Below are 15,351 nucleotides of genomic sequence, written 5' to 3' on the forward strand. Positions count from 1 at the left end.
GAGGAGAGGAATGACTCCAGCAGGGTGGCATCTACGTTAATCAAGTATGTGGCATATCTGATTATCTTTTTCGGATTTTTGTATTTCCTGATTAAATATGTTTTCCCGATGTTCTAAGCGCCCGGATTCACGAAAAGGAGCCTTCTCTTAGCGTTGTTGCCAAGGAGGCTCCTTTTTGTCATGGAGAGAGTTTTATAAATGCGTCCATTTTGGGTGAATCATGCTCTTTCATGCACGGGGAGCATACATACGGTATCATCGATCCGAAGCTTGACTGCAAGCTGTGGCAATAAGGGGTAGGCGTTCGGGGAAACGGATGATTTGACTTTATAAAATTTAGTAACTATAATAATTATATAAAAATAGTTCTTCATAAACATCGATCTTCGTTATTATTTCGCAAAAAGGGCACGCTGTTACCGATGAGGTTCCATTCCGCCTGCAGCTTTCGTTTGAAAGTTTTGGTAAGAGCTTGTTTTATCACGGAGCACGTTTTCGTTTTTTAAATAAAGGAAGAGTCAGGAGTGAGGGAATGTCGGCTGTTTTGCATCCAGCGACGAAGCTGGGCGCCGTCTCGCTGCGCATTAGCGATTTGGCGCAATCGGTTCGTTTTTATACGGAAGTGGTAGGTTTAAGAATGCTGCGACAGCACGGCAGAGTTGCCGAGCTTACGGCAGACGGCAGAGAAACCCTGTTAACGCTTGAGGAGATTGAGGGGTTCGAGGAGTCCAAGACACGTACAGCCGGGTTGTACCATTTCGCCATTCTGGTACCGGACCGGGTTAGTCTGGGGCTTGCGCTGCGGAATTTGCTCGCCCATCATATTTCAGTCGGTCAAGGGGACCATCTGGTCAGCGAAGCGCTCTACATTAATGATCCGGATGGCAACGGCATCGAGATCTACGCCGACCGGCCTCGCGAAACCTGGAAGCGGGATGCTCAAGGGGAATACATCATGACAACTGATCCGGTTGATATCGATGGATTGCTTGCTCTGTCCGCGGATAAGGAATGGAACGGACTTCCCGAGAACACCGTCATCGGACATGTGCATTTCCATGTATCGGATCTTCACCAGGCCCGTGCGTTCTACTGCGATACGCTTGGGTTTGAGCTGACCGCCCATTACGGCGGAGCCGCCCTGTTTATCTCCGCAGGCGGATATCATCATCATATCGGGTTAAACACATGGGCCGGTATCGGCATTCCGAATACGCCGCGCCGTGCAGCCGGTATCGAAAGCTTCACCATCTTGCTTCCAAGCGACGAGGAGCTTCAAGCAGTAACCGGGAGAATCCGCGAGGCAGGCTTTACTCCTGTACAACGGGAGGGCGTTTGGTTCGTTCAGGATCCGTCGGAGATTTGGATCCGGCTGCTGGTCGCATAAAGATAAATCCTGACGGATACCATCCGTCAGGATTTTTTTGCTTGGGAGACAAGGAAGAACCCTCGCTCCCATCTCAATCTAACAACACTTAGATCCGATTCAACTGTTCCAGCGTCTGGAGCATATGATCCGCCAAATTCGGGATATCCTCCATCTGCTCCTCGTTAATGGTGCGCGAGAACCGTACCTCGGTCATGCTGCGATAACCATTTGCTTCTTCTCCAACGATGTAGGTTACGGTCTGCACCGGGGGAATCTCGGGTTCCCATATGGCGGCGACGATCCGGGAAATTGCCGCGCATTCATCTTCAATCCTCTTCACGTTTTTATAAAAGCGGACTTTCAGCTCGCAGCCCGGCTGCTTCCCCGGTGTTTCCAATATCTCGGCCGCAAGCTCCTGAAGTCCGGCATCAAGCCGAATTTCCGCAGCTGCCTCCTTCAGACCCCTCAATTCAAACGTCAGGCTGAAGCTTCTCGACATGACGGCCATGTCCAGCAGATCCTCCCGACCGGTAATGAGGACGAGCTCATCCAGATTGTCCAAGTCGTATACTACGTTCTCAATGCCTACTTTTAAATTTTCAAATACCGTCGGGTCAAACATCGTGCACATCCTTTTTACGATTCATTGAACATCCTTCCATTCGTGGTTAATATACCATACTTCATTCTGTAATCGAAAATTTGCGAGCGATAGATCAAGGCGGACGACAGCGGTTTTGAAGAACGTCCCGTTCGGCCGGCAGCCCAATCTAAAGGTTCCCGTTCGGCGGCAATTCCAGGAGATTGGAGGGTTCGAGAGGATGAACATGACTTGTTAGAGTGAAGATAACCCAAAATGAAAGGGACTGGAAGTATTGACCAATGGGAGGAAACCGGATATGATCATCCATAACAGTAAAATTAATTTTACCGGTAAAAAATACGGAGGTGGATAAATGGATTTTACTGCAGTCTACAAAATTTCAACGCATGAGCAGCTTAAAGCGATTGCCGATCCCTTGCGGACGAAAATGCTGATCAATCTTGTGAAAAATGAATATACCGGCCAGCAGCTGGCAGAAATGCTTGGGATTACCCGCAATAATATCTATTTTCATCTCAGGGAGCTGGAGAAGCACGGCGTTATCCGGGTTGTCCGGAAAGAGGAGAAGAACGGCATCGTTCAGAAATATTACCGGGCTGCTGCAAGCCGGTTTATTCCCGAGGAGCATCTGCTGCCCAGCCTGGATTTGGTCGAAACCTCAAGGCAGGTATTTCTTGAGACGCTCGATACTACGCGATCCCAAGTCGAGCATGCGCCAGCAGCATCCTTTGCCTTGGATCCCACCCATGAGAGCAAGCGAAAGAACATTGCCTCCACTTACAGCTTCTATGCAACGGAGGAGAGCTTCCACGCGTTTATTGAAGAATTCAAGCAGCTGATGGACAAGCATTTCACCATGCGGAATACGGAAGCAAGCGAGGCTTCGCGATCCGAAGATGAGAAAAGCTACCGGATGTCCTTGATCGCGTTTCCCGATGGAGACGAAGGGACGGACAGTCAAGAACGGCAGCAGGATGGAGGATAGAATACATATGGAAAACAAGCGGCATAACATTGTCATCGATGATGCCTGGTTTACGGTATCCGAGCTGGACGAGGCGACCTATGCAATCAGTGAATTCGGCCATTGGGAAAAGGTCCACTCCTATTTGCTGCTCGGCAGTGAACGGGCAGCGCTTATCGATACGGGGCTCGGCATCGATAATATCAGGCGGATGACCGATCAGCTAACCGACCTTCCCATTATGGTGCTGACGACTCACGTTCACGCCGACCACATCGGAAGCCACGGCCAGTACGATGAAATCTACGTGCATGAGGCCGAGGAGGACTGGCTTGTCAGCGGAATCAAGAAGCTGTCGATCGAACAGATCCGGAAGGATATTTCGCGTGACATTACGAGACCGGTGCCGGCTTCATTCAATCCCGTTACGTATACACCGTACCAAGGACGCCCTACAGGTCTGCTGCGGGACGGGGACGAGATTGAATTAGGTAATCGAAGGCTGGTGATCTATCATACCCCGGGCCATTCTCCCGGACATATCGCTGTTCTCGATACGAGCAGAGGCTATCTGTTCACCGGGGATTTGCTGTATGACGAAACTCCCGTATACGCGTTCTATCCGACGACGAGTCCGGAGGATCTCGTCCGCTCATTGGAACGGATTGCGGCTATCGAAGGCGTAACGCAAATTTACGGAGGGCATAACCGGCTCGGGCTTCCTCCGGAGCTGCTGGAGGTTGTCCGGGAGGCCGCCAGGGAGCTTAAGGAGAAGGATCTGGTCCGTTTCGGGACAGGCATCCACCGCTTTGATGGATTTTCAGTACAATTCTAACGGACAAGGTTTGCGGCCAGATCAGCATGTCTCGCCGGGGCAATTGCCTTGGCAATGCAGCACAAATAGCCTCCGGCAGATATGCTGTTCATCTGCCGGAGGCTTTTTTAGGTGAAGAGAAGGGCTCAATCCATATTTTTGCCGTAGTAAATTTCGTTCATTTCGAGCGTCAATCGCTCGGTAATTTCCTTCTGCTCTTGTGGGGACAGCTTGTCTTTCGTGTATCCGAACAAGTAGTTATCCAGGTCGAATTGCTTCAGCTTGCATTTGGTGTGGAACAGATTCTCCTGGTACACGTTGACGTCGATCATATCGAACATCTCTTTGACCTCGTCCGGGATATAGTTCTGGATCGAGCTGATCTCATGGTCGATAAACAGCTTATGGCCGTGAATATCGCGAGTGAAGCCGCGGATTTTGTAGTCGATGGTCATGATATCCGTATCGAAGGAGTGGATCAAATAATTCAGCGCTTTCAGCGGCGATATTTCGCCGCAGGTGGACACGTCGATATCGGCGCGGAAGGTGCTGATGCCTTCATCCGGATGGAATTCGGGGTACGTATGCACGGTAATATGGCTCTTGTCGAGCTGAAGCATTACGTTGTCCGGCAGCGGACCCGGTGATTCATCATATGATTCCTCGGGGACCTCGACGACCGGGCCTTCGGATACCAGGACCGTTACGCTGGCCCCCTGCGGAACGTAATCCTGCTTGGCGATGTTCAGCACATGCGCGCCGATGATATCGGCGACATGGCTTAGAATTTTCGTCAGCCGGTCGGCATTATACTGCTCGTCAATGTATTCGAGATAAGCCTCCCGCTCCTCCCTCGTTTTCGTATAGCATACATCGTACATATTGAAGCTGAGAGATTTGGTCAGGTTGTTAAAGCCATGTAAGGTGACACGCTGTTCCGGTGTAATATCCATATGAATTTCCCCTTGTGATTGATATATCAGGTTCGTGTTATTCTTTCCCATCATGACGATTCCTAGTCGATGCTTCGGGATGTCGCTAGATATCATGATGTTCTTACCCGAAATAAGGCGGGGAGTAACAAAAGGATTGGATGAGTGGATTAAATTTGGGCCCCTTGTGGAGCGGAATTTCCATAACGCGAAAAGAAGGATACCTTGCGGTCGCAAAGTATCCTTCTATGGTAGGGGATGTTTTGAAGATACGCTTGCAAGATGAACCTTTGGTTTACTGCCAAGGCTATCTTGATTTCCCAAAAATTATTCCCCAATTATTCGCTCCTGAAGCTATTGGCAGCAGAGAAGGCCCTGTCCCGATTCCATGCGGGATTTCAGGCTTGCGAGCATATCCTCCCACGCTTTAACATGCCACGACCTCGCTGCTTGCCAGTCGGCAGAGTCCTTCCAGCCACGATGCTTAAGCGTTACCCGGGTCCCTTCCGTCTCTTGGGCGAGAATGACTTCAACCCAAGTAAGCTCATCGTTGCGGTTCATGATGTCCGCAAACGGATCGGGCCCTTTCCATTCAAAAGCTAACGTGTGCGGCTCCTGATACTTCAGGATAGTGCATCCGGTTGTGCTCATGCTGCTTTTATCCCCGGGGTTGAAGTAAAGCTCGAATTTTCCTCCCTCCCGGGCTTCAATATCGGCTGCCGGCGCAAACCATTCCGTAATGCGTGCAGATTCCGTCCACGCGCGCCATACGAGCGTTATGTCAGCCTGGATCTGTGCTTCCTGCGTGATGATCATATCCACTTCTCCTCCATTCAACCGGTAACCCTGACAACGGATTTAGCCTAATACATTCCTCTTGTCCCATTATAACGGGGAAAATCGGACGGGAATTCTTCTACTTTGCTGAGTTGCTCCGGTCCTTTTCGAACAGCAGCAGCGGCAAATTCACGACGATGGGCGGATCATACGGCTGGGGCTCCCTAAGCGTGATGGCCACGCTAATATCCGTCGTTTCATTGATATGAACAGGCGTGTCCAGCTTGCCTCGCAGCGAATGGTTCAGCAAATAGTAGTCCTTCGGATTCAGGCTCCATGGAATGCCGGCTGCCAGTACGTAATATGTGCCTGGAGGAATCCCGGTAATGACGCAGGTTCTCCGCTTCAGGTTAACGGCGGTGCCGGCGGCGGGTTTCTGATCAGGTACAGGTCTTGGGAAGAGCCCCACGTAGATGATGCCGTGAAAAGCGGAAGGGGCCTCGATCCGGCAATGAACCCGCGGCAGTCTCCCCGATTTCTCGTCTTTGAAGCTGAGCGGCTTATGTCTATATTGATTGACATATTGATGAAGGGACTCGGAGACGGAACGGAATTTGCTCGGAGAGAGACCGACAAATTGCTTGAAACGCGAATTGAAGGTGCCCGGGCTTGTAAGTCCGACATGCATCCCGATCTTGACCAGCAGGGAGGGGGCTTTCAGCAACTCCGATTTGCCGGATTCAACCCGGAGGGCGGATAGATATTGCCTTACCGATATGCCCGTGGCTTTTTTGAATATTCTTGAAAAATGAAACGGACTGTACCCCGCCTGATCCGCCAGCTGCCGGGTAGTTAAAGGCTCGTCCAGATGCTCCTTCATATATTGGATGGCTTGGGCAATGATTTCGCCATGCTCTTCGTTCATTTTGTAGAATCACCAACTTTTGATGATAAGATTTGCGATACCCGTTATGACAGACCGATGCCTAGTTTTCTGATGATCTACTATCTTCTTTAACCCCCATGCTTTTTCCTGCCTGATCCGGTTGCCCATTCATTGAAACACCGTTAAACTTAAAGGATGGTATGTTTGTTAACGGTCGGCAGTCGCTCGAACCCCTGCCCGGTAAGAAGGACGCGATCATGCGGCTTCAGCTTACACGGTGCGCACACTTCCCTGTGGGAACGGTTCGTGGTCCGGGGCATGCCTAAGATGGCAATCGATCCAGCTCGATCGGGCGACAGGACGAATAAATTAGTTGCAAAGTAGTGATATAAGGAGTTTTTATCCATGAATGTGGAAACGAATGATAGAGAATCCATGAATATGGACGCCGCTCGGGAGTACCTACAGCGGTATTATGGTTATCCGGATTTTCGGGAAGGGCAGAAGAAGATCGTGGACAGCCTGCTGCACGGAAGGGATACGCTCGGCATTATGCCGACCGGCGGCGGAAAATCCATCTGCTACCAAATTCCTGCCCTGATGCATCCGGGGCTGACGCTTGTCATCTCGCCTCTGATATCCTTGATGAAGGACCAGGTGGATGCATTGACGACGGCGGGCATCAACGCCGCTTACATCAATAGTACGCTGAGCGGCAAAGAAGTGAACGAGCGCATTCGCGCTGCCAAGCGGGGGGATTTGAAGCTGCTGTACGTCGCGCCGGAACGGCTTGAGCTGGACTGGTTCCGTGAGGAAATGGCCAGCCTGGATATCTCCATCGTCGCCGTAGACGAGGCGCACTGTGTGTCTCAGTGGGGGCATGACTTCCGGACAAGCTATCTTTCAGTGGCGCCATTTGTCGCGGAGCTGCCCGGAAGGCCGATTGTTGCGGCATTCACGGCAACGGCCACACCGGAGGTCATGGAGGATATGCAGCGTCTTCTCCGCCTAGATGACCCGCAGGTATTCGTTACAGGGCTTGGCCGCGACAATCTTGAAATGTCGGTGCTGCGCGGGGAGAACAAGCGGGAGTTCGTACTGAATTACGCGGCTTCGCACACCCACCAGCCGGGCATCATCTACGCGGCCACCCGCAAAGAGGTCGATGATTTGTGTCAACGGCTGCAGGCCCATGGATTGCTCGCAGGCCGGTATCATGCCGGGATGAGCGATGCCGAGCGGGCCGAGAGCCAGGAAGCGTTCCTGTATGACGATATTCGGGTCATCGTCGCCACGAATGCGTTCGGCATGGGGATCGACAAATCGAATGTGCGTTACGTTATCCATTACAATATGCCGAAAAATATGGAGTCCTACGTGCAGGAGGCGGGCCGTGCGGGAAGGGACGGCGAGCCGAGCCAGTGCATCCTGCTGTTCAGCGCGCAGGACATCATGACCCAGAAGTTTCTGATCGAACAGAACCCGCAGGATTCGGAGCGCAAGCATAATGAATACCGCAAGTTACAGCAAATGATCGATTACTGCTATACAACGCGCTGCCTGCGCAGTGCCATGCTGGATTATTTTGGGGAGGAGCACGACGATAAGCCGTGCGGCACATGCAGCTCCTGCACGGACGATCGGGAGCTGATCGATATTACCGTGGATGCGCAGAAGATCTTCTCCTGCATTCATCGGATGCGCGAGCGGTTTGGCGTGTCTATGGTGGCAGCGGTTTTAAAGGGCTCACGTGCCAAAAAGGTTCTGGAATACGGCTTTGACCGCCTGCCCACCTATGGCGTCATGTCGAACCGAACCGAGAAGGAAATATCCGAGACGATCAATGTGCTCATCTCGGAGGGCTATTTGGCGCTGACAGAGGGACAATATCCGGTCGTGAAGCTGCAGAGCGGGGCTGCTGAAGTGCTCAAGGGCCAGCGCGAGGTCATGCAGCGCGTGCCGAGACCTGCACGCACCGCCGGCAGCACGCGCAGCGCCAGCCGCCGCGATTCATCGCCATCGGCGGTCAACGAGACGGTGTTCGAGCAGCTTCGCCTCATCCGGCGGGAGTTGGCGAGCAAGGAGCACGTGCCTTCCTACATCATTTTCAATGATGCAACGCTGCGCGAAATGAGCGTGGTCTGCCCGCAGACCGAGGACGAAATGCTGCAGGTCAAAGGTGTAGGGGAAGTGAAATTCCGCAAGTACGGTCGGCCGTTTCTGGAGTTTTTTCAAAATGGCCCGGGGGTTACGGCGGAAAGTGATGACTTGTATGATTATGAGTGAGAGGCAGTCGCAATCCCTGCGATGAAGAGGCGTTAGACCTGCGGATCGCTCGCTGCCTGTACGGAATTTGAAGAGAAGGATCGTGAATCATGAAAGTCATTTTATCTACCTTGAACGCAAAATATATACACACCTCTCTTGCCATACGCTGCTTGAAGGCTTACAGCGAGAAGGATTTTGATATCGAACTGGCGGAATACACCATTAAGGACCCGGTCATGAACATCGTCTCCGACCTGTTTCAGCGCCAACCGGATGTGATCGGATTTTCCTGTTATATTTGGAACATCGAAGAGACCATTAAAGTGATTGATATCGTCAAGAAGATTATGCCCGAGGTTACGATCGTTCTCGGCGGACCGGAGGTTTCCTACGATACGGATTATTGGATGAAGCGGCTCGTTAACGTCGATTTTATCGTCATGGGCGAAGGGGAGGAGACGTTCCACCATTTGCTTCAGACGATCGAAGGGGACCGCAAATTCCATTTTGTGTACGGCATCGCTTATCGCAAGCAGGATGAGGTCATCATCAATCCCGGCAGGCCAAAAAGCATACTGGCCGAGCTGCCCTCGCCGCACCGCTTTCCGGAGGACATACCGCATCTCGGCAAACGGGTGGTGTATTTTGAGACGAGCCGGGGCTGTCCTTTCAGCTGCCAGTTCTGTCTTTCGAGCATCGAGGTCGGCGTGCGCTATTATGATATTGAGCGGACGAAGGCCGACATTTTGTATCTGATCGAGAATGGCGCGAAGCTCATCAAGTTCGTCGACCGGACCTTTAACATTAAACGGGATTATGCGCTGGAAATGTTCGAGTTCCTCATCAAGAACCACGGCGGCTGCGTGTTCCAGTTCGAGATTACGGCCGATATTATGAGGCCGGAGGTGCTCGACTACTTGTCGAAGAATGCGCCGCCGGGCATATTCCGCTTCGAGATCGGCGTTCAATCCACGAACGATCCGACGAACGAGCTGGTGAAGCGGCGGCAGAACTTTGCGAAGCTGTCCCGGACGGTAACGATGATCAAGGAAAGCGGCAAGATCGACCAGCATCTGGATCTGATTGCAGGCCTGCCGCTGGAGGACTATGATACCTTCCGTAAAACCTTTAATGATGTGTTCGCCTTGGGGCCAGAGGAGCTGCAGCTGGGCTTTTTGAAGATGCTTCGAGGAACGGGGCTCCGCATTGATGCCGAGAAATATAACTATACGTACATGGATCATGCGCCATACGAAATTTTGAGCAGCGATGTGCTGCCCTTCTCGGATATCGTACGGTTAAAGCGGCTGGAGGATGTACTGGAGAAGTATTGGAACGCGCACCGGATGGACCACACGGTCAACTACTTAATCCGGCACGAATTTGCTTCTCCATTCGATTTCTTCCAGGAGTTTGGAGATTATTGGGAGGGCCAGGGCTGGCAAAAAATCGGCCATCAGCTCGAGGACCTGTTCACCCGCTTGACGGCTTTTTTGGAAGATCGCCAAACGCCGAACATGGACATCATTACCGGGCTGATGAAATTCGATTATTTCCTGGGCCATAAGTATAAGCCGCGTAAGATATGGTGGGAGCACACGCAAAATAAAGCGGAGTGGTCGGCCAACGTACGGCGGATCCTGGAGCAGCCAACCGCGCTGTCGGACGGCTTCGCCGAGCTTGGCATTACGGAGAGAGAGCTGCAGAAGCATGCAATGATCGAGCTGCTGCCCTTCGACCTGCAGGGTGTTATCCGCGGCGGCGGGACCGGTATCCCGCTCGACCGGGAGCAAGGGCGTGCAGCCACGCTGCTGCTCGTGCTATACCAGCAGGATGATCGCGGCCAGCCGCGGTATTTCACGATGCCGCTGGCGGGGGCGGCTACAGGCGGGGAGCTCCTTGGTTAAAGGAGCTCCGGGAAAAGAGAATAAGGCGCCTGGAGCGTGAACAAGTCCCTATTCGGGACGTGTGTGGAGAAAAGCGGCGCCGGAGCGTGAACAAGTCCCTATGCGGGACGTGTGTGAAGGAATGCTGTGCCTGGAGCGTGAACAAGTCTCCTTTCGGGGCTTGTGTAGGTTCCAAGGTAACCTGCAGAAACCTCAAGTGTTAAAATCAAGGGGTTTCAGGTAACTGTATCTCCTCATGCACTAGGTAACGATCAGTGACTGTAAATTCTCATTAATAGGTAACTGTCACTCCTCAAACAGGTTAACGGTTTGCCCCTTTCTAGAGAGTTGATGCTGCTACAGTATAATTCGATCCGATAATCGGTACGCTAGTGGCATAATACGATGAAAAAGGAGGGGGACTCGGGATGAACGAAAAGCAAGAGCACCGTCCTGATCAAAGCACTCAAGAGGAGCCGACCATCGCCCCAGGCATGGAAACGAATGATGATTTGCGCGAGGAGGCCACCGACGAGGAGATCCAACGGGGCGATTATACGGAAGTCACCCAGTTCGTCATTGACCGAACACCGGATGACGAGTAAATATAGTCGGAGAAACATGAGCGGGGTGGTTGGATAGACGCTCAAGTTGCACTTCGCGTTATAGCAAAAGGGATGCCCCTGGTCCATGGACCAATAGGCATCCCTTTTTTACATTCGTTTTCAACTACCCATGACGACCATCGCTTCCACTGCCGAGTTCAATCAAGCGTCTTTGGGGCTGGCGTCTGCTGAACTCGTGTCTTCGGCACTCGCGTCTTTCGCAAGCGCGTTTTCGCTGCGCGCGTCTTCGGGGCTCGCGTTTTCGGTACTCGTGTCTTCGGCACTCGTGTCTGATGCATTCGCGTCTTCAGCACTCGCATCACTCGCGTCCCTCACATTGGCGTCTTCGATACTTGCAGCATCCCCAAGGGTGTCTGCAGGCGTATGCCGCTCCAACCAGTCCAGCAGATGCGCGGCGACTTCATCCCGGTTGATCTCATGCAGCATTTCATGTCGGCCGCCGGGATACAGCCGGTATTCCAGGTCCGCAATGCCGTATTCCCGATACAGCTCGATAAGCTGCCGGACGCCCTTGCCGCGCTGGCCGACCGGGTCCTCCTCGCCGGAGAAGACATAGACCGGCTTATCCTTGTGCAGCCCTTTCATAAGCTGCGGCTTGTGGAGCTGGAGGAGCAGCCGGAAGAAATCCCGGAAGAAGCGGGCGCTGCATACTTGCCCGCAATAGGGGTCGTCAATGTATTTATCGACCTCGGCCTCGTCCCGGGACAGCCAGTCAAACGGGGTGCGGATAACGCCGAAGCCCTTGTTGTAGGGCCCGAACACGATGGCATTCAGCATTAAGCTGCGGTGGGTGCTGCCCTGAAGGCGCATCTGCGCCGATGCAAGCTGAATCCCGAGCCGCAGCATCTTCTGGGGCCCGTTCGTGCCGGAGAGAATGAAGCCGTCGAAACGCTCGCCGTGAATGCACATGATTTTCTGGGTGAGGAAGGAGCCCATGCTGTGCCCCATTAAAAATAGAGGCAGGCCCGGATGAGCCTTCCGAAGCTCGGAAGCGAGCAGCAGCTGATCCTCAATCATGCCTTCGAATCCATTCTCTCCGGCGTCGCCGAGACGCTCGAGGTTCCCGGCCGTCAGCCCATGCCCCCGGTGGTCGTTCGCGTATACCGCACATCCGTGGCCGGTAAGCAAGGCAGCGAGCTCCTCATAGCGCTTGCCGGTTTCGCACATGCCGTGGGCGATCTGGACGACAGCCCGTATCCGGGTTTCTGCGTCCGGAAGCCATTTATATACATGGATCGGCATGGCTTCTGCATTCAACATGGTAAACGTTTCGCTTTGCATCTAGGACTTGCACCTCCATACAGACAATATTTACCCTGCATTGCCTCGTATGTCTCTGATGAGTGGAGCCGTGCTGCTTAAGCTTAAGGAAGATAGGAACGAAGAACCGTGGATTCCCCGTCCAGGGTGTAAGTTCCCAGGTTAGCAGGGAGCAGGAAGCATTGGCCGGACGTATAGTCGATCGAGCCTCCGTCCCAACGCAGGGTCCCCTTTCCGTCACAGACGACGATAATGGTAAAGCTGTCCTCGGATGTCGAGAGCTCCCATGCTCCGTTAACGACGCCTTTCTCCACGATGAAGTATGGCGATTGCGCGAGCTGGAGCCATTCCCCCGGAACAGCGCCTTCCGTGCTCATCTTCGTGGCCCCTGAGCCTTCATAGGCTGTGACATTGAGGGAATCCTCAATGTGAAGCTCGCGCGGCTTGCCGTCGAGCCCTGGACGGTTGTAGTCGTAAATCCGATAGGTGGTATCCGAATTTTGTTGGATCTCCGCGACCACAACCCCTGCGCACAGGGCATGAACGGTGCCTGCCGGTATGTAGAACGTATCGCCGGCTTTCACGGGCACCTCTTGAAGCTGCTCCATGACGGTGCCGTTTTCCATCGCTTCCTTCAGAACGTCGCGGGTAACGCCTTCCTTCAGACCGTAAATGATCTTGGCGTCCGGCTTTGCATCAAGCACATACCACATTTCCGTCTTGCCGAGTTCTCCCTTCGGAAGACCTTCGTAATCATCGGTCGGATGTACCTGTACGGACAGATTGTCGTTGCAGTCAAGGAGCTTGATCAAGAGCGGGAAACGTCCGTTCACTTCGGAAAAGCCTTTCGCGCCGAACCATTCGCGTCCGAGCTGTTCGCGGATCTGGTCGAGGCCGCGGCCAGCCAGCTCACCGTTTACGATCGTAGTCGTGCCGTTCGGATGGTCCGCGATCATCCAGCCTTCGCCGATATGCCCTTCGGGAAGCTCCAGGCCGAACTGCTCCAGCGCGCGGCCGCCCCATACACGCTCTTTAAATTCGGGTTGAAATAATAGTGGATAAGGTTTCGTCATTGTTAATCAACTGCCTTTCATCATGATGGTATTGATGGTTGATAAAATGGTTGTGCCTCATTGAACTCTTATCATAACGGCTTTTTTCGTTCCAGCGCAATAAGATATGGCGCATCCGGCCGCTGCAGTCCCCGGTACACGATCGTCTGAGCCGTGCTCCATGGCAGGCTTGCGGCCCAGGCCTCAACAGCGGCGGCCTCCGTGTCGCCGCCCCGGTGGCCGGGATACAGCACGATGGTGATGATGCCGCCGGGCCGCAGAAGCTGCAAGGAAGACTCAAGAGCGGCAATGGTGCTTTCAGGTACAGTCATAATCTGCTTATCCGCCGTGTCTGCCGGGAGGTAGCCTAGATTAAACATGACGGCTCCGATCCGGCCATGAAGCTGCTCGGGAACGCAGCTATTCATGCGGGCATGGCTTTCAAGGTGCAGTGATACCTCTCCAATGGATGCTTGAGGCTCCTTGGCAAGCCTGCTGCGCGTCAGCTCCAGTGCTTCCTCTTGAATATCGAAGGCGTATACTTTGCCTTTCGAGCTGACGCAGCGTGCCAGAAACAGGGTGTCGGCGCCCGTACCGGCTGTGGCATCCAGCGCAGCCTCCCCCGCCCGAAGCCGCTCCGACACGAGCTTATGCGCAAAGCTCAACACGGAAAGGAAACCCATTACGCATCCCTCCACAGCTTGCCCTGCCATGTATCCCGGCGTTTCAGCTCGGCATCGATGCCGTTGAGAACCGGCCATTTGTCGAGGCTCCACATCGGCCCGATGAGCAGCTCCCGCGGCGCGTCCCCGGTCAGGCGGTGGATGATCATCTCAGGCGGCAGGAATTCCAGCGTGTCGACGATCAAATTCACGTACTCGTCACGTTCAAGGAATCTCAGCAATCCAGCTTCATACTGCTTCACCATCGGGGTTTTGCGCATCAGGTGCAGCAGATGGATTTTGATGCCCTGGACATCCATCTTTGAGACCGCCTTGCCGGTAGCAAGCATCATTTCATGGTCCTCCTGCGGAAGACCGTAGATGATATGGGTGCACACACGGATGTTATGCTTACGCAGCTTCTCAACGGCCCTGAGGTAGCATTCGGTGTCATGGGCGCGGTTGATCAGCTCGGAAGTTGAGTCGTGAATGGTCTGCAGCCCCATCTCCACCCATAGATAAGTTCGTTCGTTCAGCTCGGCCAAATATTCGATGACATCGTCAGGCAGGCAGTCCGGGCGCGTTGCGATCGACAATCCAACCACGCCGGGCTGCTTAAGGATCACTTCATAATATTCGCGAAGCACTTCGACCGGAGCATAGGTGTTGGTGTAGGCCTGAAAGTACCCGATGTACTTCGCGTTCGGCCATTTCAGATGCTGTCTGTCCCGGATCGTATTGAACTGGGTGACCAGGTCATCCCGACGGCTCCCGGCAAAATCGCCGGATCCGCGTGCGCTGCAGAAGGTGCAGCCGCCCTTGGCAATCGTTCCGTCGCGGTTGGGACAAGTAAAGCCGGCATCCAGCATGACCTTGAACACTTTGTCCTGGAATTGGCTGCGCATCTCGTAATTCCATGTATGAAATCGTTTATCCCCCCATAATCTTGGGGTCTGAATCACTGTTGTACTCATCGCTTCTCCTTTACAGCACATCGATGGGCTGAATACGTTGTAAGCAGCTAAGGCCAGGCCCCGGGATTTCTCCAAAAGGATACGGCTTTTTCGGCTGCTTTTTCTTTGATTTGCGGTTTACGTCTATTGTAGCAAAAAACAGCCTTTATCGTCATATGGGGGTCTTACAGCCTAATTCTTCATTGTTACTTGAATGGGCCTCCCTTAGTTGGTATATTTAAATTAGAAAAATAAATATCTGTTTCAGGCTGTTTTGGTACGGGTATATATACGGAGA

At 53.1% G+C, this 15,351-nt stretch carries 14 protein-coding genes and 1 pseudogene; 7 read left to right on the plus strand and 8 right to left on the minus strand.

The features are described 5' to 3' along the window. The first annotated feature begins 532 nt into the window (after window positions 1-532). The gene (locus MKX76_RS29175) at window positions 533-1,387 is read left to right on the plus strand and encodes a VOC family protein (protein ID WP_007127220.1); all 855 of its coding nucleotides are present in this window, start codon (window positions 533-535) and stop codon (window positions 1,385-1,387) included. Between the two features lie 88 nt (window positions 1,388-1,475). Here the strand turns inward: MKX76_RS29175 and MKX76_RS29180 are convergent, their stop codons facing one another. Further along, window positions 1,476-1,991 (minus strand): hypothetical protein, encoded by a 516-nt coding sequence (locus MKX76_RS29180; RefSeq protein ID WP_007127221.1) that lies wholly within the window; start codon window positions 1,989-1,991, stop codon window positions 1,476-1,478. A gap of 334 nt (window positions 1,992-2,325) precedes the next feature. Here MKX76_RS29180 and MKX76_RS29185 point away from each other — a divergent pair, with 334 nt between their 5' ends. Beyond that, complete coding sequence (locus MKX76_RS29185) at window positions 2,326-2,958, plus strand: winged helix-turn-helix domain-containing protein (RefSeq protein ID WP_007127222.1); 633 nt, start codon at window positions 2,326-2,328, stop codon at window positions 2,956-2,958. 7 nt (window positions 2,959-2,965) lie between these two features. Next, window positions 2,966-3,772: an MBL fold metallo-hydrolase gene (locus tag MKX76_RS29190; protein ID WP_007127223.1), complete on the plus strand. Its 807-nt coding sequence runs from the start codon at window positions 2,966-2,968 to the stop codon at window positions 3,770-3,772. A gap of 125 nt (window positions 3,773-3,897) precedes the next feature. On the opposite strand, the gene speD is transcribed toward MKX76_RS29190, so the two are convergent. From speD to MKX76_RS29205, 3 genes are all read right to left on the minus strand, one after another. Then, a complete protein-coding gene (gene speD / locus MKX76_RS29195) occupies window positions 3,898-4,704 on the minus strand; it encodes an adenosylmethionine decarboxylase (RefSeq protein WP_028403751.1) in 807 nt (268 codons plus the stop codon). A gap of 333 nt (window positions 4,705-5,037) precedes the next feature. Next, entirely contained in the window at window positions 5,038-5,499 is a 462-nt protein-coding gene (locus tag MKX76_RS29200) for an SRPBCC family protein (RefSeq protein WP_341035004.1), read from the minus strand. 100 nt (window positions 5,500-5,599) lie between these two features. Further along, window positions 5,600-6,385: an AraC family transcriptional regulator gene (locus tag MKX76_RS29205; protein WP_144867431.1), complete on the minus strand. Its 786-nt coding sequence runs from the start codon at window positions 6,383-6,385 to the stop codon at window positions 5,600-5,602. A 366-nt stretch (window positions 6,386-6,751) separates the two neighbouring features. Between MKX76_RS29205 and recQ the strand changes: the two genes are divergently transcribed. From recQ to MKX76_RS29815, 4 genes are all read left to right on the plus strand, one after another. Next, on the plus strand, window positions 6,752-8,632 hold the full coding sequence (gene recQ / locus MKX76_RS29210; protein WP_210094437.1) for a DNA helicase RecQ: 1,881 nt from the start codon (window positions 6,752-6,754) through the stop codon (window positions 8,630-8,632). Between the two features lie 89 nt (window positions 8,633-8,721). Next, entirely contained in the window at window positions 8,722-10,521 is a 1,800-nt protein-coding gene (locus MKX76_RS29215; protein WP_341035005.1) for a B12-binding domain-containing radical SAM protein, read from the plus strand. Window positions 10,522-10,928: 407 nt separating this feature from the next. Beyond that, a complete protein-coding gene (locus MKX76_RS29220; protein ID WP_007127229.1) occupies window positions 10,929-11,105 on the plus strand; it encodes a hypothetical protein in 177 nt (58 codons plus the stop codon). Window positions 11,106-11,293: 188 nt separating this feature from the next. Next, window positions 11,294-11,539 carry a pentapeptide repeat-containing protein gene (locus MKX76_RS29815; RefSeq protein WP_445669859.1) on the plus strand — a complete coding sequence of 82 codons (246 nt, stop codon included), beginning with the start codon at window positions 11,294-11,296 and terminating at the stop codon, window positions 11,537-11,539. Here MKX76_RS29815 and MKX76_RS29225 read toward each other — a convergent pair. The 4 genes and pseudogenes from MKX76_RS29225 to MKX76_RS29240 all read right to left on the minus strand — a co-directional run. Next, window positions 11,487-12,407, minus strand: a pseudogene (locus MKX76_RS29225) (alpha/beta fold hydrolase); the annotation flags it as partial. The gene MKX76_RS29815 and the pseudogene MKX76_RS29225 overlap by 53 nt on opposite strands. A gap of 83 nt (window positions 12,408-12,490) precedes the next feature. After that, entirely contained in the window at window positions 12,491-13,459 is a 969-nt protein-coding gene (locus tag MKX76_RS29230; RefSeq protein WP_007127231.1) for a type I phosphomannose isomerase catalytic subunit, read from the minus strand. 71 nt (window positions 13,460-13,530) lie between these two features. After that, window positions 13,531-14,121, minus strand: coding sequence for a class I SAM-dependent methyltransferase (locus MKX76_RS29235; RefSeq protein ID WP_144867425.1), 591 nt, complete (start codon window positions 14,119-14,121; stop codon window positions 13,531-13,533). After that, window positions 14,121-15,074: a TIGR01212 family radical SAM protein gene (locus MKX76_RS29240; RefSeq protein ID WP_144867422.1), complete on the minus strand. Its 954-nt coding sequence runs from the start codon at window positions 15,072-15,074 to the stop codon at window positions 14,121-14,123. The genes MKX76_RS29235 and MKX76_RS29240 overlap by 1 nt, the downstream gene beginning before the upstream one ends. Window positions 15,075-15,351: the final 277 nt, after the last annotated feature.

This window comes from Paenibacillus sp. FSL R5-0810, from assembly GCF_038002285.1.
Taxonomy (GTDB): domain Bacteria; phylum Bacillota; class Bacilli; order Paenibacillales; family Paenibacillaceae; genus Paenibacillus_AQ; species Paenibacillus_AQ lactis.

Bases quoted from the DNA above. Each gene is read 5' to 3' on its own strand.
- MKX76_RS29175 (WP_007127220.1), top strand. From the start codon at position 533: ATGTCGGCTGTTTTGCATCCAGCGACGAAGCTGGGCGCCGTCTCGCTG.
- MKX76_RS29180 (WP_007127221.1), bottom strand. From the start codon at position 1,991: ATGTTTGACCCGACGGTATTTGAAAATTTAAAAGTAGGCATTGAGAAC.
- MKX76_RS29185 (WP_007127222.1), top strand. From the start codon at position 2,326: ATGGATTTTACTGCAGTCTACAAAATTTCAACGCATGAGCAGCTTAAA.
- MKX76_RS29190 (WP_007127223.1), top strand. From the start codon at position 2,966: ATGGAAAACAAGCGGCATAACATTGTCATCGATGATGCCTGGTTTACG.
- speD (WP_028403751.1), bottom strand. From the start codon at position 4,704: ATGGATATTACACCGGAACAGCGTGTCACCTTACATGGCTTTAACAAC.
- MKX76_RS29200 (WP_341035004.1), bottom strand. From the start codon at position 5,499: ATGATCATCACGCAGGAAGCACAGATCCAGGCTGACATAACGCTCGTA.
- MKX76_RS29205 (WP_144867431.1), bottom strand. From the start codon at position 6,385: ATGAACGAAGAGCATGGCGAAATCATTGCCCAAGCCATCCAATATATG.
- recQ (WP_210094437.1), top strand. From the start codon at position 6,752: ATGAATGTGGAAACGAATGATAGAGAATCCATGAATATGGACGCCGCT.
- MKX76_RS29215 (WP_341035005.1), top strand. From the start codon at position 8,722: ATGAAAGTCATTTTATCTACCTTGAACGCAAAATATATACACACCTCT.
- MKX76_RS29220 (WP_007127229.1), top strand. From the start codon at position 10,929: ATGAACGAAAAGCAAGAGCACCGTCCTGATCAAAGCACTCAAGAGGAG.
- MKX76_RS29230 (WP_007127231.1), bottom strand. From the start codon at position 13,459: ATGACGAAACCTTATCCACTATTATTTCAACCCGAATTTAAAGAGCGT.
- MKX76_RS29235 (WP_144867425.1), bottom strand. From the start codon at position 14,121: ATGGGTTTCCTTTCCGTGTTGAGCTTTGCGCATAAGCTCGTGTCGGAG.
- MKX76_RS29240 (WP_144867422.1), bottom strand. From the start codon at position 15,074: ATGAGTACAACAGTGATTCAGACCCCAAGATTATGGGGGGATAAACGA.